At 36.3% G+C, this 21,645-nt stretch carries 17 protein-coding genes and 1 pseudogene; 7 read left to right on the forward strand and 11 right to left on the reverse strand.

Annotated features, from left to right (window positions below; translation table 11 throughout):
• Positions 1-39: 39 nt before the first annotated feature.
• The 11 genes from H6W52_RS15405 to H6W52_RS15455 form a co-directional block, all read right to left on the reverse strand.
• On the reverse strand, positions 40-1,014 hold the full coding sequence (locus H6W52_RS15405; RefSeq protein WP_116099534.1) for an XAC2610-related protein: 975 nt from the start codon (positions 1,012-1,014) through the stop codon (positions 40-42).
• 343 nt (positions 1,015-1,357) lie between these two features.
• Positions 1,358-3,286, reverse strand: a complete 1,929-nt coding sequence (gene acs, locus H6W52_RS15410; RefSeq protein WP_308196695.1) for an acetate--CoA ligase — start codon at positions 3,284-3,286, stop codon at positions 1,358-1,360.
• Positions 3,287-3,531: 245 nt separating this feature from the next.
• On the reverse strand, positions 3,532-5,418 hold the full coding sequence (locus tag H6W52_RS15415; RefSeq protein ID WP_116099541.1) for an AMP-binding protein: 1,887 nt from the start codon (positions 5,416-5,418) through the stop codon (positions 3,532-3,534).
• A 108-nt stretch (positions 5,419-5,526) separates the two neighbouring features.
• Entirely contained in the window at positions 5,527-5,886 is a 360-nt protein-coding gene (locus tag H6W52_RS15420; protein ID WP_116099536.1) for a response regulator transcription factor, read from the reverse strand.
• 141 nt (positions 5,887-6,027) lie between these two features.
• The gene (tnpA, locus tag H6W52_RS15425) at positions 6,028-6,465 is read right to left on the reverse strand and encodes an IS200/IS605 family transposase (protein WP_116099537.1); all 438 of its coding nucleotides are present in this window, start codon (positions 6,463-6,465) and stop codon (positions 6,028-6,030) included.
• An 83-nt stretch (positions 6,466-6,548) separates the two neighbouring features.
• Positions 6,549-9,215, reverse strand: a complete 2,667-nt coding sequence (locus H6W52_RS15430) for an ATP-binding protein (protein ID WP_185144433.1) — start codon at positions 9,213-9,215, stop codon at positions 6,549-6,551.
• Positions 9,208-9,402, reverse strand: coding sequence for a hypothetical protein (locus tag H6W52_RS15435; RefSeq protein WP_076393592.1), 195 nt, complete (start codon positions 9,400-9,402; stop codon positions 9,208-9,210). The genes H6W52_RS15430 and H6W52_RS15435 overlap by 8 nt, the downstream gene beginning before the upstream one ends.
• A gap of 78 nt (positions 9,403-9,480) precedes the next feature.
• Positions 9,481-9,708, reverse strand: coding sequence for a DUF6814 family protein (locus H6W52_RS15440; protein WP_116099539.1), 228 nt, complete (start codon positions 9,706-9,708; stop codon positions 9,481-9,483).
• A 43-nt stretch (positions 9,709-9,751) separates the two neighbouring features.
• Positions 9,752-11,332: an MFS transporter gene (locus H6W52_RS15445; RefSeq protein WP_116099540.1), complete on the reverse strand. Its 1,581-nt coding sequence runs from the start codon at positions 11,330-11,332 to the stop codon at positions 9,752-9,754.
• A 195-nt stretch (positions 11,333-11,527) separates the two neighbouring features.
• The gene (locus H6W52_RS15450) at positions 11,528-12,907 is read right to left on the reverse strand and encodes a porin (protein WP_087706424.1); all 1,380 of its coding nucleotides are present in this window, start codon (positions 12,905-12,907) and stop codon (positions 11,528-11,530) included.
• A 191-nt stretch (positions 12,908-13,098) separates the two neighbouring features.
• Positions 13,099-13,515 (reverse strand): terminase gpP N-terminus-related DNA-binding protein, encoded by a 417-nt coding sequence (locus H6W52_RS15455; RefSeq protein WP_050379900.1) that lies wholly within the window; start codon positions 13,513-13,515, stop codon positions 13,099-13,101.
• 160 nt (positions 13,516-13,675) lie between these two features.
• Here H6W52_RS15455 and H6W52_RS15460 point away from each other — a divergent pair, with 160 nt between their 5' ends.
• The 7 genes and pseudogenes from H6W52_RS15460 (at position 13,676) to H6W52_RS15490 (ending at position 21,637) form a co-directional block, all read left to right on the forward strand.
• Positions 13,676-14,272: a GNAT family N-acetyltransferase gene (locus H6W52_RS15460; protein WP_116099871.1), complete on the forward strand. Its 597-nt coding sequence runs from the start codon at positions 13,676-13,678 to the stop codon at positions 14,270-14,272.
• On the forward strand, positions 14,244-15,431 hold the full coding sequence (gene argG / locus H6W52_RS15465) for an argininosuccinate synthase (protein ID WP_116099870.1): 1,188 nt from the start codon (positions 14,244-14,246) through the stop codon (positions 15,429-15,431). The genes H6W52_RS15460 and argG overlap by 29 nt, the downstream gene beginning before the upstream one ends.
• A gap of 250 nt (positions 15,432-15,681) precedes the next feature.
• A complete protein-coding gene (argC, locus tag H6W52_RS15470) occupies positions 15,682-16,647 on the forward strand; it encodes an N-acetyl-gamma-glutamyl-phosphate reductase (RefSeq protein ID WP_116099869.1) in 966 nt (321 codons plus the stop codon).
• A 576-nt stretch (positions 16,648-17,223) separates the two neighbouring features.
• A complete protein-coding gene (locus H6W52_RS15475; RefSeq protein ID WP_116099868.1) occupies positions 17,224-18,363 on the forward strand; it encodes an aspartate aminotransferase family protein in 1,140 nt (379 codons plus the stop codon).
• Between the two features lie 367 nt (positions 18,364-18,730).
• Complete coding sequence (locus tag H6W52_RS15480; protein WP_116099867.1) at positions 18,731-19,702, forward strand: acetylornithine carbamoyltransferase; 972 nt, start codon at positions 18,731-18,733, stop codon at positions 19,700-19,702.
• 82 nt (positions 19,703-19,784) lie between these two features.
• Complete coding sequence (argB, locus tag H6W52_RS15485; protein WP_116099873.1) at positions 19,785-20,579, forward strand: acetylglutamate kinase; 795 nt, start codon at positions 19,785-19,787, stop codon at positions 20,577-20,579.
• Positions 20,554-21,637 (forward strand): annotated as a pseudogene (locus H6W52_RS15490) (M20 family metallo-hydrolase). The gene argB and the pseudogene H6W52_RS15490 overlap by 26 nt, the downstream one beginning before the upstream one ends.
• Positions 21,638-21,645: the final 8 nt, after the last annotated feature.

The following is a 21,645-nucleotide window of genomic DNA, read 5'->3' on the forward strand; positions in this document are numbered from 1 at the left end:
ATTTCTTTGAAAGTATCTATTGAAAACCGTTTGATTTTACTAATTGATAATTTCCAGATTTTCTATATTTTCATTTTTAAAAGAATTGTAAACATTTGAGATATTGTTTCTCCTCGTTTCGGTTTTTGCATTGATGACGGTTTTTGCCTTATTCACGTTAACTTCGATCTTATTATTAAAAATCGTATAACGCACATTGCCACTTTCGAAAGAAAGCGAATTTTCTTTTTTTGAATAGAAAAAGATATTACGGTAAAGAAGTTCAATATCTCCGTTTTTTTTGGTGAAAAAATAATACAGTTGGTTACTTTCTGTTTTAATAAGGTACATTTTTTTGTTATTTTCCAGTGTGTAGGAGAGAAGAATGTATTTACTTACAATATCAGTATCAATGGTTTTGTATTTATAATTGATGTATCTGTTTTTCCATTCTTTAACTTCTGTTTCAAAATAAAGACCGGAAGCATCGAGCTCTTCTTCAGATTGTTTCAGAAGAAAAGGTGAGCCATTTTTTATAATGAAATCAGAATATTGATGCCAACAGCAGCCAGACTTAGTCATCACATGAATCTGCTTTTTAGCCTTATCGACATCAAAAAAGCCACAATAGTTTTGGGCTAGATCTGAAAAATCTGCATTTTCAACAAATGTGTTATTTTCATAAAGATAAACCACGAACGACGGACCACCGTAGCAGCTTTCATTACCATATTTTATTGCGATATCTTTTTTACCGTCAAAATTAAAATCATCATAGATAATAATACTTTGATGACCATATGGAATTTCTGCAATATTGGATTGGGTATTTTTAAAATCATACTCGCTTAAATTTACCGTTTGCGTGATAAGCGGTTTTTTATTTTTCAGACTAAAAACTTTGAGGATCTGTGATGTTTTGTCTCTTGAATTTTTAGTAACTATAGCATAATAATCTTTAGAAAAATCTGATATTTTATAGTTTTGAGCGTTCAGAAAAACAGTTGAAAATGTAAGAAGAATAAGCTTTTTCATGATGATAAATTGAATTTAAAAATAACCTCAGTTCGGGATAAGAAATAAATTTAAATAATTGATTTATAGTGTTGTATTGTTTTATCGCAAAGAAAAACAAAAGATTTTTTATACTTATTGAAAGTTTGTAAGCTAAACAAAGGCACTTCGTTTATTTAAAAAAGACGAAAATGGTATTACTTTGATAAGTTTTACGCCTTTGTATATCTTAAAAGCTGAATTCCTGATAATTGAATTTCTTTGTTTAACCTTGCGTTTAAGAAGACTTATCCCGAACTCAGGTTAAAAATAACAAAAAAACCTCACATTTCTGCGAGGTTATATATAGGTTTCAGTGAAAATATTAAATTCTTTCGTTCTTGATTTCTTCAACAATTTCAGGATTCAAAAGGGTAGTGATGTCTCCGAAGTTGCTGAAATCTCCTTCTGCAATTTTTCTCAGGATTCTACGCATAATCTTTCCGGAACGCGTTTTTGGAAGTCCTGAAACAAACTGGATTTTATCTAGCTTCGCAATCGGACCGATCTGGTCTGAAATCAACTGATTAATTTCTTTTTTCAGATTGTCCTTATCTCTGCTTTCTCCAGATTCTTTCAGGATCACGAAACCGTACAGCGCATTTCCTTTGATGTCGTGAGGATAACCTACGATTGCAGATTCTGCTACAGCAGGATGTTCATTGATGCTGTCTTCAATTGGGGCAGTTCCTAAATTGTGTCCGGAAACAATAATTACATCGTCTACACGACCAGTAATTCTGTAATAGCCGACTTCATCTCTTAAGGCTCCGTCTCCCGTGAAATATTTCCCGGGAAAAGCAGTAAAATAAGTTTCCTTGTATCTTTGATGATCTCCCCAAATCGTTCTGGCAATTCCCGGCCATGGAAAACGGATGCAGAGATTTCCCGTCACCTGATTTCCGGTAATTTCGTTGCGTTTATCGTCCATAAGAACAGGCTGAATTCCCGGTAAAGGAAGAGTAGCGTACGTTGGTTTTGTAGGGGTAACGAAAGGGAGCGGTGAGATCATAATTCCTCCGGTTTCTGTCTGCCACCAAGTATCTACAATCGGACATTTCTTGTTACCTACATGATCGTTGAACCAATGCCAAGCTTCATCGTTAATAGGTTCTCCAACAGAACCGATCACTTTTAACGAGCTTAAATCGTGTTTGTCTACCCATTCTGAACTTTCTTTAGCCAGAGAACGGATTGCAGTCGGAGCTGTGTAAAACTGTGTAATTTTATGTTTTTCAATCACTTCCCAGAATCTGTCCGGTTCAGGATATGTAGGAACGCCTTCGAAAATAACAGTGGTTGCACCGTTTAAAAGCGGACCGTAAAGGATGTAGGAATGTCCTGTAATCCAGCCTATATCTGCGGTACACCAGTAAATGTCATTTTCTTTATAATTGAATACATTTTTAAAAGTATACGCGGTGTACACCATATATCCGGCGCAGGTATGAAGCATTCCTTTAGGTTTTCCCGTAGAACCGGAAGTATACAGAATGAACAGCGGATCTTCCGCATCCATAATTACGGTAACGAAATCCGGAGAGGCGTTTTCGTAAAGATCTTCCATCCAGAAATCTCTGTGCTCCTTCATTTTTACTTCATTGTTGGTTCTTTTTACCACCAAAACTTTTTCTACGCTCGGTGTTTTTTCCAGAGCTTCGTCTACAATGCTTTTAAGATCTAAAACTTTGTTTCCTCTGTAACTTCCGTCTGAGGTGATGACCATTTTTGCACCGCAGTCATTTACTCTTGAAGAAACCGCTGAAGCTGAAAATCCTGCGAAAATAACGGAATGAACGGCTCCCAGTTTTGCACAAGCCAACATTGTGATGGCTAATTCAGGGATCATGGGAAGATAAATGCAGACTCTGTCGCCCTTTTCGATGCCCATTTCACGAAGAACATTGGCAGTTTTGTTCACTCTTTTGTAGAGTTCGTTGTAAGAAATATGCTGTGCTTCTTCTTTTGGATCGTTGGGTTCCCAGATGATTGCCGTTTTATCGCCTCTTACCGCTAAATGTCTGTCGATGCAGTTTTTGGTAATATTTAATTTAGCATTTTTAAACCACGAAATTTTGGCTTCATTCATATCGTATTTTACGACTTTGCTCCATCTTTGATACCACACAAAGTTTTCATCTGCAATTTTGTCCCAGAATTTTTTAGGATTTTTGATCGATTTTTTATACTCTTCAAAATATTGCGGTAGGTTTTCTATCTGATAGTTTCTCATATTCTTTCTTTTTAAATTTATTTTATTGTTTAAATTTTTAGTCTCCTTTAAAGTCTGTTTAAACTTTTATTTAACCGCAAAAGTCATAAAGATGAACTAAACTTTTATTTAAAGTTGATTATTATAAATCAAAAATATAACAATAGTTTTTAAAAATCTTTGATTTTTATCCTTTTGAGCGCTTTAATTATTATAGAAATTCACTTTAATACTGTCTTTTGCGACTTTTGTGGTTAAACCTGAAATAGTTTAAACAATTTTATATTTTATCTTCTGTAATCTCCAATTTTTTCCTGAATCTCTTCAATAATCTTTTCGTCATCAATCGTTGAAGGAATCTGGAATTCTTTTCCGTCCAGTAGAGTTCGGATCAGCTTTCTTAAAATTTTTCCTGAACGGGTTTTAGGTAAGCGTTTTACAACCATCACATTTTTAAGACAGGCAACAGCGCCTATTTTTTCACGGACTGTTTTTACGATGTCTTTTTCTACCTGATCTTCAGAAACAGATGATCCGTTTTTTAAAACGACAGTTGCAAAAGGAATCTGCCCTTTCAGTTCATCATCAATTCCTACAACAGCGCATTCTACAACATCGGGATGAGAGGAAACGATTTCTTCCATTTCGGAAGTGGAAAGGCGGTGTCCTGCAACATTAATTACATCATCCACTCTTCCTGTGATGAAAATATAGCCGTCCTCATCTTTTATGGCTCCGTCTCCGGAAAAATAATAGCCTTTGTACTGCGAGAGATAACTTTTCTCAAAACGGTCATAATCTTTCCAGATACCCAGCAAAGCTCCGGGAGGAAGCGGTAATTTTATAACTAAATAACCTTCATGATGCGCATCCAGTTCATAACCGTTTTCATCAAAAATTTTAATATCATAGCCGGGAATTGGTTTTCCTGCAGAGGCTCTTTTGATTTTGTAGTTTTCATTAAAAGTCATTAAACCCAGCATTGGCGAACCTGATTCTGTCTGCCACCAATGATCGATTGCCGGAACGCCGATGTGTTCTGCAAACCAGTCCAGAGTGGCGACATCGCATCTTTCTCCTGCTAAAAACTGCTTTTTGAAGCGGCTTAAATCATACTTTTTCACCAATTCTCCGTTCGGATCTTCTTTTTTGATGGCTCTGATTGCGGTAGGAGCGGTAAACATGGCTGCTACTTTATATTCGGAAATAATTCTCCAGAATGTTCCGGAATCGGGCGTCATAATCGGTTTTCCTTCAAAAATAATCGTTGAATTTCTGTTGATTAAAGGACCGTAAACGGTATAACTGTGACCAACTGCCCATCCGAAATCGGAGGCTGCCCAAAAAGTTTCTCCCGGTTCGATTCCATAAATATATTTCATCGAAAACTTCAATGCGGTCGCGTAACCTCCTGTATCTCTTGCAACACCTTTTGGCTTTCCGGTTGTTCCGGAAGTATACAGCAAATAGAGTGGATGAGTGGATTCCACCGAAACGCAATCCGCAGGTTCTGAATCCTGTACCAATTCTTCGTAATCAATTAACCCACCAAACATTTCATGTTGATTATCAATCAGTTTTCTGTTGTATACAATGATGTGATCTACCTTATCTTGTGCCAGTTCGATCGCTTTTTCAACCAAAGGCAGATAAGGAATTCTCTTTGCAATTTCAACTCCTGCGGTTGCCGTAATTAATGCTTTTGGTTTACAGTCGTCAATTCTCACCACCAGTTCGTGTGGCGCAAAACCTCCGAAAACCACATTATGGATCACTCCGATTCTCGCGCAGGCAAGCATGGAGAACAAAGTCTGCGGAATCATCGGCATATAAATAACGGCGGTATCACCTTTTTTTAAACCTAAAGAAATTAATCCTCCCGCCAATTTTGAAATTTCCTTTTTGGCTTCATTGAAGGTATAGGTTTTCTTTTGGTTTGTTACCGGAGAATCGTAAATAACCGCAACCTGATCTCCAAAACCATCTTCAATATGTTTATCAATACATAAATAGCAGATGTTGAGTTTTCCGTCCGGAAACCACTGATTGTAGTGGTTTTCGTCATTAGAAGTAATGGTTTTTGGGAATTCAAACCAACTGATTTCCTGAGCCTGTTCTTTCCAGAAGTTCTCTTTGTCTTCTATGCTTTGCTTAAATAAAATATCTGTATTCATATTAATTTTTGTGTTTTTGTCATTGCGAGGAGCGTAGTGACGAAGCAATCTTTTAATATTTTGTTGAGATTGCTTCACTTCGTTCGCAATGACGGTTTGTAAAATGTATCAAAACATTTCTTCTATCTGCTGCATGAGTTTTTTGATTGAATAAGGCTTTGTAACGTAAGCATTGGCTCCCATTTCCAGACCTTTTTCAATATCTTTCGGATTGTTTTTCGCACTCAGGAAAATTACTTTCGTATCTTTCAGTTTTTCATTCTGTTTTATTAGTTCCAGAGTACTGTATCCATCGAGATTCGGCATCATAATATCCAGTAAAATGATATCGGGCGTCATTGTTTTCAGGAATTCCAGAACTTCTGTTCCGTCTCTTGCAATAAATACATCGTATCCGTTTTTCTTGAAGCTGTATTCCAGCGACATTAATATTTTGTGCTCGTCATCGGCAATGATTATCTTCTTCATATTGTGGTTGTCTTTTTGTTCGACTGCATTGTTTTTTATTTGTTTCTTTTGGGGAACCCGAAGGGTTCAATTTAAATAGCCGTAGGTGAAACCTATGGAATAATGATTCGCATCAAATCAACCCGCAAGGGTTGAATTTTATTAATTTAATTCCGGCTCGATTCCATGTTCTGCTAAAAGCTTTTTAAATTCTTCATCAAAACTCTCTGTCTTATGATGTTCTTTTTGATTTTTTATATAATTTATTATTGTTTCTTTATCTTTTAATGAATAGGTAAACGCTCCATATCCTTCCTGCCACCCTGAGAATTCAGGAAATAATCCTGATTCTTTCATCCACAAATTGGTTGCAACTTTTATATCTTTTACAAGATTACTGAGGTTGATATTGGGGTGCAGGTCACAAAAAATATGAATATGATCCGGCATTCCGTTAATTCTATATAATTTACACTTTTTATTTTTTAAAATTCCCCAAATATATTTGTATAGCTCTGATTCATTTTCTTCATTAATTGTTTGTTCCCGATGCTTTGTTCCGAAAACAATATGATAAAATATTTGTCGATATGTTCCCATTTTTTTTCATTTGTGTTTTTTTATTTCCATAGGTTTTACCTACGGCTATTTAAATTGAACCCTTCGGGTTCCCCTCCTCCTTCTTATTCTTTTGGCAGAGCGATTGTAAAAGTCACGCCCAATCCGCTGTTTTCTGCTTTTATGGTTCCTCCCTGCGCTTCTGTGATTTTTTTTGAAATGGCAAGTCCCAGTCCGCTTCCCGTTGGTTTCAAAATATTTTGATTTTTCGACTGGTAAAATTTATCAAAAATCATTTCCAGATCCTCTTCTGGAATATGTTTTCCGGTATTGAAAATTTTAATGATTAACCCATCTTCTATTTCTGATAATTTGGTCTGAATAGTTCCCTGTTCATCCGTAAATTTCAAAGCATTTCCTAAAATATTCTGAAAAAGCTGAATCATTCTCGCTTCATCATATTTAAATAAAAACTGATTGAGAAGATTGACTTCACTGAGATGAATATTTTTCTGCTGAATAAGATGCATAAGAGGATTAACTGCTTTTTTGTACGTTTCAAGAATATTATTTTCCTGAATGTGCAGTACGATTTCTCCATGCTGCAATTTGTCCAGATACAGAATATCGTTGATGATCTCACTCAGTCTGTCGGATTCTGTGATGATGTTATTTAAAAATTCCTTTTTAATTTCCAAAGGAATATCGTCATCATCGGCTAAAATTTCTCCTGCGGAACGTATGGCGGTAATCGGAGTTCTTAATTCATGGGCAACAGAATCCAGAAAATCATCTTTCTGACGGTCTTTAATGATGAGGTTTTCATTGGCATTTCTCAGATCATCGGATAATTTCTGTAGCTCTTCCGATTGTTCGGTAAGCTTTTTATTAAGCGTGATAGTTTCTTTTGATTCTTCAAGAATGTTTAAAACTTCCTTTAAAGAAATTTTATCTTCTTTGGTTACCCCTTCGATAAGGATTTTGGCAGAAGCCGTTCCTATTCTTCCGGCAAGAAGGTTTTCCGAGAATTTAATAAATCTGGAATCGGCGGTTTCTGTCTGCGAATCAATATTATATTTTAAATTAAAAATTCTTAATGCCTGTTCGGTTTTGTTTTTGCCTAAAAATCGTTCCAGAATATTTTTAATGTCGGAAACGTAGGCTGTTCCGCGCCAGATAAAAGCATTTTCGTGGTTTTGAATGTACTTATCAATGTCTACATACAATTCAGCGAAATTTCTTTCACGGTAATTTCCTTTGATGCTCACCGAAATGATAGAAAATAAAGCAGTATTCACTAAAAGAGACCAGAAGAAAATCTGTGGAATTCTTCCTAAAAAGGAAATCTTGAAAAAATCAAAAGCATCGTATAAATCTCTTAAAATGCCTTTAAATTCCTGATTGTAAGAGAAGTAATATTGTGGAATAATCAATCCGAAATAGCAGATTGCCAATCCTGCCAATAAACCGATAACAGCCCCTTTATAACTTCCTCTTCTCCAGAAAATAGCTCCGAAAAAAGCAGGTGCCAATTGAGCAATGACAACGAAAGAAATGAGTCCGACAGAATCCAGCGAAGTTTTTAAAATAAAATATTTATAAAAACCAAAAGCCATGATAATCAGTGCGAAAATGCTGAATTTCCTGATGTTGGTGATATTTCTGGTATTCTGAACTTCGTTTTCAGATTTGAACTTTCCTAATAATCCGTAAGGAATGATAAGATTATTGGAAAGCATGATGGATAAGGTAATAGCTGAAATGATGATCATCGAAATAGAGGAGCTTAATCCTCCCAGAAAAACCAAAACCGTAATTAAAGTATTGTCAAAATACTGAGGAATCAGGATAGAGTAGAACTCCGGATTGACGTTTTGTCCGTCAAAAATCAATCTTCCCGCCCATGCAATTGGAAAAATGAAGATCGTAAAAATCAATAAATAAAGCGGAAAAAACCAGATGGCTGTTTTGATGTGTTTTTCCTGTCGGTTTTCTACGATTGCGGTATGAAACTGTCTTGGAAGAATACAGATTGCTGTTCCGGAAATCATGCAGAGCACCATCCAGTTCATCGCACCTTCAATACTATTGAATGTATTTTTTTCTTTAAAATCTTTAAAAAGACTTGCCTTTTGATAAATATCCGAGAATCCGTCAAATGCAAAGTAAATAACGAATAATCCTAAAATAATAATAAAGAACAGTTTAAGAAAACTTTCCAGTGCAATGGCGGAAATTATTCCCAAACGTTTCTCGGAAGCATCAACATAACGTGTTCCGTAATAAGATGAAAATAAAGCAATTAAAACAACAACGAAAGTTGCATTGTCCGTTAGAATGTTTTTAGAAATTGCTGTTTTGGTTACCAAATGAAAAGTTTCAGAAATAGCCTTGATCTGCAAACCAATGTACGGAACAATTGCCAAAAGACAAACCACCGTAATAATCGCGCTGAAACTTCTGCTGTTCCCATATCGTAAAGAAATAAAATCGGCTAAACTGCTGATCTTATTCACCCTTGAAATTCTTACAATTCTTGTGTTGATGTAGATCCATGCCGGAATTACCATAATCGGTCCCACATAAATCGGAAGATAATTAAGTCCGCTTGTCGCTGCCACACCAATGCTTCCGTAGTACGTCCATGCGGTACAATACACGGCGAGAGAAAGTGCGTAGATGTAAGGATTGTTGATCCAGAGCTTGCTCTTTTTCTTCTCCGCCAGATGAGCGACTAAGAATAAAAGTGCCAGATAAAACAAAACTACGGTGAATAAAGCGAAACTACTCATCATACTTTTTTACGATTACAAAAGAAATAATGATGGAAACCATCCAGACAGCGAAAATATAAACCAGAATCATCGGGTAACCGAAAACTTCCCGGTCACTGTTGAACAGCAACGAAACAGGAATGCTGAAGGCTATCAGAAGTCCGATGCTCAGAATGATCAGTTTTTGTTCGTGTCTTTTTTTCATATATGATAATTAAATGAATGATAATTGATGATCTGACATTTTTGTATCATCAATCAATTATCATTCATCATCAATAGATTAAACTTTATCGTCAGAATATTCCCCGATCAGTGCATAGTAGCCAAAAATTGCCATTCCGCCTGAAATAATCGGCATCAGTACACAAAGGATAATGATCCCGAAAACCAGATCTTCCTGTTTTCCTGAGGTGATTTTGGGAATTCCCATTACTGTAATTCCGAAATATCCTACCACCAGTGCAATGGCGATCCAGAGTACGCCTAATATTTTTTTTAGTCCGTTCATTTTAGTAGTTTTAAAATTAATAAATTTTTAAGTGATTCCGGGCTTAATCGTGAATATTATTGTTCTTATTTTTTAGATAAATTAATCCGACTAAAAGACAGACAGCGGCAACGCCTATCGGATACCAAAGCCCTTCCAGATACCATTCAGGATGTCCTCCGTCTTTTCCTGTGGTTACGAGATAAGTGGCAACAGCAGGAAGCAGTCCTCCAAAAACTCCGTTTCCGATATGATAAGGCAGTGACATCGAGGTGTAGCGAATTCTTACCGGGAACATTTCAACTAAAAATGCCGCAATAGGGCCGTAAACCATCGTTACAAAAATCACCTGAATAAAAACTAAAAATACAAGATACCATTTTGTGCTGTCGTTGATCTTTATCGACTGAGTTACTTTTGCTTCTTCTGCTTTTCCGTCTTTCATTACAGGTCCGGTTGGAGACCAGTGTACAATGCTGTCTTTTTTAGCCAAAGTTCCGTCCGTGAAAAGCGTTTCTTTGTGGAAAGTGATTAAACTGTCCGTCGCAATTTTGTCATGAATTTTTGACGTTCTTTTTTCAACCAAGCCGCTTTCTGCAACGGTTTTGGATTTTAAATCAACGCTTTTAAACATATTGTCATAAATCGGTCTGTACGCGAAAATAGCGATCAGCATTCCGGTCATCATGATTGCTTTTCTTCCAACTTTATCAGACAGCCATCCGAAGAAAACGAAAAAAGGAGTTCCTAAAAACAAAGCAGTTGCCATTAAATAATCCACCTGAATCGATTCAATATTCATCACTTTCTGAAGGAAGCTCATCGCATAAAATTGTCCTGTGTACCAGATTACCCCTTGTCCCATCGCCGCTCCGAACAATGCAAGAAGAACAAATTTGAAGTTCAGTTTATTTCCGAAACTTTCCTTTAACGGATTTTTGGAAGTCTTTCCTTCACTTTTAGCTTTGGCAAAAAGCGGAGATTCTTTCATGTTTTTTCTGATGATGTAAGAAACGCCAACCATTAAAATTGAAATCCAGAACGGAACCCTCCATCCCCAACCGTCAAATTCTTCAGTAGAAAGAGTGGTTTTTGTCACCATAATTACAATAAGTGAAATGAAAAGTCCGGCAGTTGCGGTAGTCTGGATCCACGAAGTCCAGTAACCTCTTCTTCCGGGTTGTGCGTATTCTGCCACATAGGTCGCAGCTCCTCCATATTCTCCTCCTAAAGCCAATCCCTGTAATAATCTTAAAATTAATACCAAAACAGGAGCCATAAATCCTATGGTTTCATAACTGGGAATACATCCGATAAGGAATGTAGAAAATCCCATAATCAGTAAAGTGACCAAAAAGGTGTATTTTCTCCCGATAAGATCTCCTAATCTTCCGAAAAACAGAGCTCCGAAAGGTCTCACGACAAATCCTGCTGCGAAAGTAGCAAGTGTAGATAAAAACGCTGCGGTAGGATTATCTGCCGGGAAAAATTTAGTAGCCAGTACAACGGCGAGACTTCCGAAAATATAGAAATCATACCATTCGATCAGTGTTCCGAGAGATGATGCTGTAATGACGCTCCAGATCGTACGATTCTTTTGCTTATCAGTCATATTCTCGTAGCTTATTTCATTGTTATCGCTCATATGCTTTAATTTTTGATGTTAGTTTAAATTGATATTGAGTTTTTTAACTCTTTTTGATTTTTATATTAAAAAGTTGGGAAACTTTGCTTAAAAAATTAATAAAGATTTGATAAGGTCAAATAAATTACGCTTAAAAACGTCTTTGATATTTATCTTAACTCCTTAAATAATCTTAATGTTTAAAATCTATTTTTTTTACAAGTAAATCTGGAACTGTACAATGAATTCCCCTTTTGAAGAAGGGCTTTCCGTAGGACTTGTATAAACCGGTCTTGTTGAATACTGCGTAGTGATCTTCGCATGATGACCGTCTATGAACCAGTTTGCGCCCACATCAAACTGTGACGAAGATTTGTCAAACGCTTCAAAATTCTTGTGAGTATACGCTGCGAAAGGCTGGATTCTGATTTTCGGTTTTTCAGCCTGACTTGGTAAAAGCAATCCGGCTTGTGCGTAGATAATATTCCCTGTTCCGATGGTTGGCTGCAGGTTTCCTACTCCTGCAATCGCTTTGCTTCCCGTAAAATTCGGATCAGAAGCAGCAATATTCATAATTCCTAAATTTCTCACGTAATTCGGACCAAACTGATAGTTGTAATAGCCTGCATACGCGGAAACTGCCATTTTATTTTTAGCATTTCCCAAAGGAATATCTGCAAAAGCATCTACTGCAACAAGGGTGATGTCGTGCTTTTCAACAGTGGAATTTACAGAAGTTCGGGTTCCGTCTTTTTGATGGTAAAATCCTGCGCCAAGATTAAAAACTTTTTTGGTTCCCAGATAAGAGCCCACTTTGAAAGGCAATACATTGGATTCTTCATCTAAAAACTGATACTCTACATATCCGGCTTTTGAAAAATTCGGGTTTCCGTTGTTGTCCACGGCAACCGCTTTAGCAGGATCGGTAACATTTACCGGAGTTAAATCCGTTGCAAAAGGTTTGTTTAAGCTGAAACGATATTCCAGTTTTCCGTATTTGCCTTTAGCAAACATTCCCAGTTGTCTCGCAAACTGATCAGAATTATCGATTAATGGCCATGTGAAAATAGGGGAGTCAACCGTAAGGAAATTCAAAGTTGAAGCCATCGTCATTCGGGAAAGTCCCATGTAGTAATGCAATCCCGCCCCTAAAGACAAGGTAAATTTTCCAGCTTCTCCGGGTAAAAATACAGCGTATTCGTTCCATGCATCATGAAAAAAAAGCTGCGGTTTTTTACCATTTCCATAACCTCCTGTTCCTGAAGTTCCCGAACCGCCTCCATTGATAAATGTCTGATTGTTAATTCCAAAATGCGCTAAGATCATATATCTTTTGGAAATCTGAGCGTACGCCAAAGTACGTAATCTCCTGTTTCCCAGACTCCATGAATTGTCTGTGGGTTCTCCGCCAACCATACTTCCCGGATTCATCTGTGTGTTCCTCAACCAGAACTGATCCCATAAAATGAACCTGACATATTTATCGCCCTGCTGATTGAGATTAATTTTTAATCCGCTTCCGTAATCCGGCGAACCTTGAGCGTGTAAAGAATTGCTAATTAAAGCCAATCCAATAAAAGTGATTAATTTCTTCATAAATTATCAATTTTTGGCGTTGTTTTTTGTGAAAGCCAAATTGTAATTAAAAATTTATTTAAAGAAATTTAATATATATTAATGGTAAGTATATAGATATATCTTAAAGTTCTAAGTTTTGAGTTTAAGATTTATTGATATTGAGCAGGATTTTAAATTTTCAATTCATTTATTTTCAATTGATTTTAAAATTATTTCTTAAATCTTTCCCATTTTATCAGCATATATTTGTCTGCAAACTGAGTGATAATTAATCCTGAATTTTTCAGATTTTCTTCTTTACTCATATATTCAATCAGCTCATTTTGTTTTAGGATTTTATATACCGGATGAAACTCAGAATGAGGAGGTCGTGTAATATTGTATTTCTTGATCCATGAACTGATTGTCACATGAGAAACGCCAATAATTCTTTCAATTTCACGAAAACTCAATCCCTCGAGATAGAGCTGTAAAGCTTTGGTTACGTAGTAATCGTCTATTTGTTTTCCCAGTTTTTTTACCGTGAAATAATAGTTACAGTCTTTGCATAGAAAGCGTTGTTTGTTGTTTACAATTCCGCTTTTAACCACTTTGTCTGTGTTGCATTTCGGGCATCGATTTTCCATAACTATATCTTTTTAGCAAATATATAATAATTTAGCAAAATATTAATTTCATGTAAAGATAAAATTACCTGTATATTAATTTAATTCAATAAAATTATCTTTTTTATTTGGTTTTAAAAGAAATTATATTTTAAATTTGCCAAAAAATTTAGATAAATAAATGGAAATAGAAATTTCCTCATCCATACATCTGATGTATGTGAGTGAAATACAGCAGGAAATGTACGATTCTGCACAGCGCAGAGGAACGGGGATTGCCAAACGTTCCATAGAATACCTCAGTAAAAAAATTACTGATGGAAACGCTGTAGTCGCCACCGATAAAGGAAAGTGGGTAGGTTTCTGTTATATAGAAACATGGTCTCACGGTCAGTTTGTTGCCAATTCCGGGCTTATTGTCTCTCCCGAATTCAGGCATTTGGGAGTGGCAACCTTAATCAAGGACAAAGTATTCGCTTTATCCCGAAAAAAATACCCAAACGCTAAAATTTTCGGATTAACTACCGGTTTGGCAGTCATGAAGATCAACAGCGATTTAGGATATAAACCCGTTATTTATTCTGAACTTACTCAGGATGAAGAATTCTGGAACGGCTGCAAAAGCTGCGTGAATTATGATATTTTAATGAAAAAAGAACGGAAAAACTGCCTTTGCACAGCAATGCTTTTCGTTCCCGATAATACAAAAAACAACACTGAAAATAATCAGTCTGAAAACAGATACAATAATGAGCAAGAAAGTAGTTTTAGCATTTAGCGGAGGTCTCGATACCTCTTACTGCGCCAAATATCTCAGCGAAATACTGGGATATGATGTGTATGCAGTTACTGTAAACACCGGAGGTTTTTCCAAAGATGAAGAAAAAGAACTGGATAAAAAAGCCCTGAATCTTGGGGTAAAAGAATACAGGTGCGTTGATGCTCAGGAAGATTATTACAATTCTTGTGTAAAATATCTGATTTTCGGTAATGTTCTGAAAAACAATACCTATCCTCTGTCTGTAAGTGCGGAGCGTACCATTCAGGCGCAGGAAATTGCAAAATATGCGATTGAAATTGGCGCGGATGCAATTGCGCACGGAAGTACGGGAGCGGGAAACGATCAGGTTCGTTTTGATCTTATTTTTCAGGTAATGTGTCCGAATGTAGAGATCATTACGCCGATTCGTGATATGGCTCTTTCTCGTGAAGAAGAAATTGAATTCTTGAAAAGTCACGGTTATGAAATGGAATTTCAGAAAGCGCAATATTCTGTCAATAAAGGACTTTGGGGAACTTCAGTTGGCGGAAAGGAAACGCTGACTTCAAGAAATTACCTTCCTGAAGAAGCTTTTCCGTCACAAATTAAAGAAAATCAACCCTCTGAACTGGAAATTGAATTTAAAAATGGCGAAATTATCTCTGTAAACGGAGAAAGTTTTGAACATCCGGTTTACGCGATTCAGAAAATCGAAGAATTGGCTTCGGCTTACGGAGTCGGTCGTGATATTCACGTAGGAGATACCATTGTCGGAATCAAAGGAAGAGTAGGTTTCGAGGCGGCAGCAGCTTCAGTGATTATCAAAGCGCATCATTTATTAGAAAAACATACGCTTTCAAAATATCAGCAGATGATGAAGTCCCAATTATCCGACTGGTACGGAAACTGGCTTCACGAAGCACTTTTCTTAGATCCTGTGATGAGAAATATTGAGTCTTTTTTTGTTGATTCTCAAAAAACAGTCAGCGGAAAAGTATTTGTAACCCTTCATCCTTACCGATTTATTTTGAATGGAATTGAATCTGAGCATGATCTGATGTCAGACAAATTCGGAAGCTACGGAGAAGCAAACAGGGCATGGACAGGCGAAGATGTAAAAGGATACACAAAGATTGTTAGCAATTCTTTAAACATATATCATCAGATTAATAAATAAAATTTGGGCAGCTTTATCCGCCTGTAATTTATCCTGAGTTTGTCGAAGGATCCCAATCTTTTATTCGTCGTTCCTCCTCATAAAAGGATTTCCGCTCAAATCGGACTGCGAGAGATTTGAAGATCAATGAACCCGAAGGGTTCAATACGAATAGCCGTAGGTAAAACCTATGGATGATAAAATCAATAAAATAAGCGAACCCGAAAGGGTTCAATAATAATATCCATGATGAAACCATGGAAATAATAAAATGAAAAAGAAAATAGGAATCATCGGAGCCAACGGTTACACAGGAAGCGAACTGGTTCGTCTGTTGGTTTTTCATCCCAATGTATCATTGAGTTTTTTGTACAGCCGTTCAAATTCGGGAACAAAAATTTCAGATTTGTACCCGGATTTAACGACGGTTTGTGAAATGGTTTTAACGGATCAGCATGAAGATGTAGATATTTTGTTTTTATGTCTTCCTCACAAAGAAAGTATGAATTGGCTGATTCAGAATCCCGTAAAAGATGAAACATTGGTGATTGATTTAGGGAACGATTTTCGCCTCGATGGAAATTTCGGAAACAGAAATTTTATCTACGGATTGCCCGAAATCAATAAAAAGCAACTTTTCGGAGCCAGAAGCATAGCCAATCCGGGATGTTTTGCAACAGCAATTCAACTCGCTCTGCTTCCTTTAGCTCAAAAAGGTTGGTTGAATGAAGTATATACAACAGGAATCACGGGTTCCACAGGTGCAGGTCAGTCTTTACAGGTAACCACGCATTTTACCTGGAGGAACGATAATATTTCGGCGTATAAAACTTTAACACACCAACATGTGGATGAGATTTTACACCAATTAGTTTCTTTTAATACCAATGAAATCAGTCTGAATTTTGTTCCATGGAGAGGAGATTTTGCCAGAGGAATTTTTACAAGTTCTACCGTGAAAACAGATTTAGAACTTTCAGAGATTTATCAGTTGTTTGAAGATTTTTATGCAGATGAACCTTTTGTACAGGTAAGCGGAAAAGCAATTGATTTAAAGCAAGTTGTCAATACCAATCGCTGTGTGATACAGATTGAAAAATGTGGGAATGTTGCGGTCATTCACTCAGCGATTGACAATTTGTTGAAAGGAGCTTCTGGACAGGCGGTTCAAAATATGAATGTTGCCATGGGTTGGGAAGAAAATTTAGGATTAAACTTGAAAGCGACAGCGTTTTAAACGTGAATAGTCAATAGGTCACTCGTGAATTTTTACAACTCAATCAAAACCGACCTAGGAAAATGGAGCGTTAAGAAAATTAAAAATTAATCCGTTAAAAAATTTCCAGTGTTCGAAGCGCGAGATAAATTTTGAAATGAAAACAAATCTTCAATTCGCGCAAGTTTTGGAAATTTTAGGATTAAGTTTTAATTTTTAGCAGAATTTTCCAGTCTTGAATTTTTGTTTCTTTTGTTTCAAGACAAAAGAAATTAATTAAAAAAAAGGAAAAAATTTAGGATTGACCTTAAAACCGACTTAGGAGAATGTAGTGTTAAGAAAATTCTACTGTTTGAAGCGCGAAACAAATGTAGAACTGAAGAACAAATGCTGATTTCGCGTAAGTTTTAGAATTTTTAGAGAACAAAAATGTTTTTTAGCGGAAGTTTCCAGGCTTGAATTTTTGTTTCTTTTGTTTGACTACGTCGAAATAGTATTCATCGACTGAAAGGAGATAATCTTCGATTTCAAGGCAAAAGAAAAAGATAAAAAAAGATGAATCATTCATCAAACATCAATTATCATTTATAAATAGACATGAATTTATTCAACGTATATCCATTATTCAACATCAATCCGGTAAAAGCACAGGGATCATCTCTCTGGGATGATAAGGGAGAAAAATATCTTGATTTTTACGGAGGTCATGCGGTGATTTCCATCGGTCACAACCATCCCCATTATCAAGCTCAGTTAAAAAATCAATTAGATAAAATATCTTTCTATTCAAATTCGGTTCATAATGAACTGCAGACTGAACTGGCTGAAAAATTAGGGAAACTTTCAGGTTTGGAAGAGTACAATTTATTCTTGTGCAATTCAGGAGCAGAAGCGAACGAAAATGCTTTAAAACTGGCTTCTTTCCACAATGGAAAAAATAAGGTGCTATATTTTTCAGGCTCATTTCACGGAAGAACTTCGGCGGCCGTTTCGGTGACGGACAATCCTAAAATTGTAGCTCCGGTAAATTATGATGAAAGATTCATTAAGTCTGAATGGAACAATATCGAACAACTTGAAGAAGTTTTTGAAAAACAAGGAAATGGAATTTCATCCGTCATCATTGAAGGAATTCAGGGAGTGGGCGGAATCATGATTCCAACAGTTGAATTTTTAACTAAAATTAAAGAACTGTGCGAAAAATACAATGCTGTCTTGATTTTGGATGAAGTTCAGTCGGGATATGGAAGAAGCGGCTATTTCTTTGCATATCAGGAATTTGGGATTGAAGCAGATATCATCACCACTGCAAAAGGAATGGGAAATGGTTTCCCGATTGGTGGTGTTTTAATTCATCCAAAGTTTCAGGCAAGCAACGGTTTATTGGGAACGACTTTCGGAGGGAATCATTTGGCTTGTGTAGCGGCAATTGCGGTTTTAGACGTTATGAAAGATGAAAATCTCATCGAAAATGCTCAGAAAATGGGCAAATATATTGAAAATGAAATTAAAGATTTTCCACATATCAAAAACATCCGAAGGAAAGGCTTGATGATTGGGATTGAACTCGACAGAGATTGCTCGGAAGTGAGGAACAGTCTCTTGTATAATCATCATATTTTCACAGGAAACTCTAATGATAAAGCAGTCTTGAGGATTCTTCCGGCGCTTAACATTAAGAAAGAAGAAACGGATCTATTCATTAATGCTTTGAAAGAAGTATTGGAGAATATTTAACCTGTGAAAATTATGTGGTCTGTCATTCTGACGAAGGAAGAATCTATTAATTATCAAAAAGAGATTCTTCACTACACTTTGTTTCGTTCAGAATGACAAACACAACTATCATTAGCTGAGTAGAACGCCCTTGCGAACGAAAATATTTTCAAATTAAATAAAAAAAACGTAGCGATTCATAGCGTTAAAGCTCCAATGATATGGAGATAAAATTTTTAAAATTAACTAACTATAAGTCTAAAGATTTAAAGAGCATGGGGAAAATCAAAGATTTTCAACTTATGTGTTCTAATATTTCAAAGTTTTTGAACTTAAATCTAATGTGACTTATGTGTTAAAACTTTTGTGGTAAAAAAATCAATTCAAAATGAAAAAATTCACCTCTGTAAGCGATGTTGAAAACTTACAGCAAATCATAAAAAAAGCTCTACAAATTAAAGAAAATCCTCTTTCAGAACCCGAAAAAGGAAAAGGAAAAACAATAGGACTTGTCTTTTTAAATTCAAGTTTGAGAACCCGTTTAAGCAGTCAGATTGCGGCTCAGAATTTAGGCTTAAATGTATTAACGTTAAACGCAGCTCAAGAGGCCTGGAATCTGGAATTCGCAGACGGAGCTATCATGAATGGCGATACTGTTGAACATATCAAAGATGCTATTGAAGTATTGAATCAATATTGCGATATTATCGCCGTTCGTTGCTTTGCAGGAATGAAAAGCAAGGAAGATGATGTGAATGAAAGCATTTTAAGCCAGTTTGAGCAGCATGCAAAAGTTCCGGTTATTTCTCTGGAATCTGCGACACGTCATCCTTTGCAAAGTCTGGCAGATTGCATCACTATTACCGAAAATTGGCACTTCGACAAGCTCAGTGTAAACCGTAAACCGAAAGTGGTTTTAACCTGGGCGCCTCACATCAAGCCCATTGCTCATGCTGTCGGAAACTCTTTCGCAGAATGGATGCAGGAAATGGATGTAGATTTTGTTATCGCCAATCCGGAAAGGTATGATTTAGATAAAAACTTTACAAAAGATGTGAAAATTATTCATAATCAGGAAGAAGCATTGAAAGATGCCGATTTTATCTATGTTAAAAACTGGTCGTCTTTTGATGATTATGCTAAAATGCCTGAAGTAAAAGACAATTGGATGCTGACGAATGAAAAACTGGAAAATACCAATCAGGCAAAGGTAATGCACTGTCTTCCGGTTCGCCGAAATGTAGAGTTGAGTGATGAGGTGATGGATGGTGAAAATTCAATCATTTATCAGCAGGCAAAAAACCGAATTTTCTCTGCGCAGGCAGTGTTTTCGGAAATTTTGGATGAGTTGAATGCTTAATACAATCAAACCTAACAGGTTTTTAAAACCTGTTAGGTTTCCCCTTGCAAACTTTGACAGGGCTTTCCAAAAAGTATATACAATGAAAGAAAAATTATACATCATTAAAATTGGCGGAGCGTTAATTGATGACGAGGAATTGTTAGAACAGTTTTTAGAGCAGTTTGCAGAAATTCAGGAAAAGAAAATTTTGGTGCATGGAGGAGGAAAACTGGCAACGACTTTGGCAGATAAGCTCGGAATTGAGCAAAAACTTGTAAACGGAAGGAGAATAACCGATAAAGATACGTTGGATATTGTCGCAATGGTTTACGCGGGAGGAATCAATAAAAATATCGTCGCAAAACTTCAGCAGAAAAAGTGTAAAGCCATTGGTTTTTCGGGAGCGGATGCGAATTTAATTAAAGCCAAAAAAAGAGAACACGCCGAAATAGATTTTGGATTTGTGGGAGATATCACCGAGAAAAGCGTGAACAGAAAATTAATTTCAAAATTGCTGAAACTGGAACTGGTTCCGGTATTTTCGGCAATTACCCACGATAAAAAAGGACACCTTTTCAATACCAATGCAGATACGATCGCTTCGGTAATTGCACAGGCTTTATCTGTAAAATATGATGTGGAATTGTTATACTGTTTTGATAAAGAAGGCGTTTTAGAAGATGTGAACAATCCGGAATCGGTTATTAAAAATATCTCCGAAGACGAATTTTCAACCTTAAAAGAGGACGGAAAACTTCACAAAGGAATTCTTCCCAAACTGGAAAATGCTTTAGGAGCAGTGAAAAATAATGTCAATAAGGTATTCTTAATTAAAGAAACCGAACTAAAAAACCATATAGAAAACCATCATGCAGGAACTGAAATCTGTTTATAGCAAAGAAGAATTGCGGGATAACGCTGTTGAATTATTAAAAAAGCTGATTGAGATTCCGTCATTCAGCAAAGATGAATTTAATACTTCGGTGGAAATTGAAAATTTTTTCAAAAAACATCAGATTCCGACAAAACGTTTTAAAAATAACATTTGGGCGGTTAACAAAAATTTTGATGTTTTCAAGCCATCTATTTTGCTGAATACCCATCATGATACCGTAAAACCGAACAAAGCGTATACTTTGGATCCGTTTGTTCCTATTGAAAAAGACGGAAAATTATTCGGATTGGGAAGTAATGATGCGGGAGCCTCATTGGTTTCTATGGCGCAGGTTTTTCTACATTTTTATGAAAAAGAAAATTTACAATATAACTTAATTATAGCTTTGACGGCAGAGGAGGAGATTTCAGGTTTTGACGGTATTGAAGCGCTTTTCCCCCAATTACCGAATATTGAACTCGCCATTGTAGGAGAACCCACGCAGATGAATCTGGCGATTGCAGAAAAAGGACTTTTGGTAATTGACGGTGAAATGAAAGGCACTCCTTCTCACGCCGCTCATCCGAACGATGATAATTCGATTGTAAAATGTATGGAAGATTTGCAGCGTATTTTAAATTTCAAATTTCCAAAAGTTTCGGATTATTTGGGTGAAGTTAAAATTACTTTATCAGGAATCCACGCGGGAGTTCAGCATAATGTCGTTCCGGAATCCTGTACTTTCACTTTTAGATGTAAGAGTTACGGATGAATATTCTAATAAAGAAGCATTTGAAATCATACAGTCTCAGATGAAATCCACTTTAACCGCAAGATCTTTCAGGCTGAATTCTTCAAAAATCGAAATAGATCATCCTTTTGTACAGGCGGGATTAGCGATTGGAAGGACAACATATGGTTCACCAACATCATCGGATCAGGCGATCATTCCGTGCACTTCCGTAAAGTTGGGACCCGGAGACAGCAGGCGCTCTCACACCGCAGATGAATTTATTTTCATTGAAGAAATCGCAGAAGGAATTGAGATTTACATCAAGATTTTGGAGAAAGTTTTATAGGCTGGAAG

It is taken from the genome of Chryseobacterium sp. C2(2020), from assembly GCF_014218915.1.
Taxonomy (GTDB): Bacteria; Bacteroidota; Bacteroidia; order Flavobacteriales; family Weeksellaceae; genus Chryseobacterium; species Chryseobacterium mucoviscidosis.

What these genes read in the sequence shown, in the direction of transcription:
- H6W52_RS15455 (WP_050379900.1), bottom strand. Translation starts at nt 13,515, where the DNA reads ATGGAAAATCGATGCCCGAAATGCAACACAGACAAAGTGGTTAAAAGC.
- H6W52_RS15475 (WP_116099868.1), top strand. Translation starts at nt 17,224, where the DNA reads ATGAATTTATTCAACGTATATCCATTATTCAACATCAATCCGGTAAAA.
- H6W52_RS15435 (WP_076393592.1), bottom strand. Translation starts at nt 9,402, where the DNA reads ATGAAAAAAAGACACGAACAAAAACTGATCATTCTGAGCATCGGACTT.
- H6W52_RS15480 (WP_116099867.1), top strand. Translation starts at nt 18,731, where the DNA reads ATGAAAAAATTCACCTCTGTAAGCGATGTTGAAAACTTACAGCAAATC.
- argB (WP_116099873.1), top strand. Translation starts at nt 19,785, where the DNA reads ATGAAAGAAAAATTATACATCATTAAAATTGGCGGAGCGTTAATTGAT.
- H6W52_RS15415 (WP_116099541.1), bottom strand. Translation starts at nt 5,418, where the DNA reads ATGAATACAGATATTTTATTTAAGCAAAGCATAGAAGACAAAGAGAAC.
- H6W52_RS15440 (WP_116099539.1), bottom strand. Translation starts at nt 9,708, where the DNA reads ATGAACGGACTAAAAAAAATATTAGGCGTACTCTGGATCGCCATTGCA.
- H6W52_RS15450 (WP_087706424.1), bottom strand. Translation starts at nt 12,907, where the DNA reads ATGAAGAAATTAATCACTTTTATTGGATTGGCTTTAATTAGCAATTCT.
- H6W52_RS15430 (WP_185144433.1), bottom strand. Translation starts at nt 9,215, where the DNA reads ATGAGTAGTTTCGCTTTATTCACCGTAGTTTTGTTTTATCTGGCACTT.
- argC (WP_116099869.1), top strand. Translation starts at nt 15,682, where the DNA reads ATGAAAAAGAAAATAGGAATCATCGGAGCCAACGGTTACACAGGAAGC.
- H6W52_RS15460 (WP_116099871.1), top strand. Translation starts at nt 13,676, where the DNA reads ATGGAAATAGAAATTTCCTCATCCATACATCTGATGTATGTGAGTGAA.
- H6W52_RS15445 (WP_116099540.1), bottom strand. Translation starts at nt 11,332, where the DNA reads ATGAGCGATAACAATGAAATAAGCTACGAGAATATGACTGATAAGCAA.
- H6W52_RS15405 (WP_116099534.1), bottom strand. Translation starts at nt 1,014, where the DNA reads ATGAAAAAGCTTATTCTTCTTACATTTTCAACTGTTTTTCTGAACGCT.
- argG (WP_116099870.1), top strand. Translation starts at nt 14,244, where the DNA reads ATGAGCAAGAAAGTAGTTTTAGCATTTAGCGGAGGTCTCGATACCTCT.
- H6W52_RS15420 (WP_116099536.1), bottom strand. Translation starts at nt 5,886, where the DNA reads ATGAAGAAGATAATCATTGCCGATGACGAGCACAAAATATTAATGTCG.
- tnpA (WP_116099537.1), bottom strand. Translation starts at nt 6,465, where the DNA reads ATGGGAACATATCGACAAATATTTTATCATATTGTTTTCGGAACAAAG.